At 64.8% G+C, this 358-nt stretch carries 1 protein-coding gene; it reads right to left on the bottom strand.

Features of this window, described 5'->3' with window-relative positions; genetic code table 11:
* On the bottom strand, positions 1-358 hold a 358-nt coding region (locus HB631_RS26815; RefSeq protein ID WP_213994214.1), incomplete at both ends, for an autotransporter outer membrane beta-barrel domain-containing protein.

Genomic DNA, 358 nt, shown 5'->3' with positions numbered 1-358 from the left:
GCAGCCAGGTTGGCGCCATAGACGGCATCCTCAGGACGCTCCACCATGTCCCCCGGGTCGGGATGGGGGTCGGGAATAGGTTCCGGTATAGGCTCCGTTCCAGGCGGTTCCGGCACCGGCGCCGCCGTAGAGCTGTTAAGATACCAGTTGGCGGCGTTGGTCCCGGTGCCGCGCTCCAGGGTATAGTCATAGGCGCCGGCGACGATACGGCCGGATTGGGTAAATTCACCGTCCGAAGTACCGCCGACGGAAATCAGCTCGATGCCGTCCACGGTCTGGGCGCCGCTGCCGCCGGCGTTGTTAACGTTCACAAGGGTATCGCCGGAGGTGTCGCCGCCGACAACCAGCCGTTCGGAAA

The organism is Sodalis sp. dw_96 (assembly GCF_018449575.1).
Lineage (GTDB): Bacteria > Pseudomonadota > Gammaproteobacteria > Enterobacterales > Enterobacteriaceae > Acerihabitans.
This window is presented reverse-complemented; position numbering and strand designations above follow the sequence as displayed.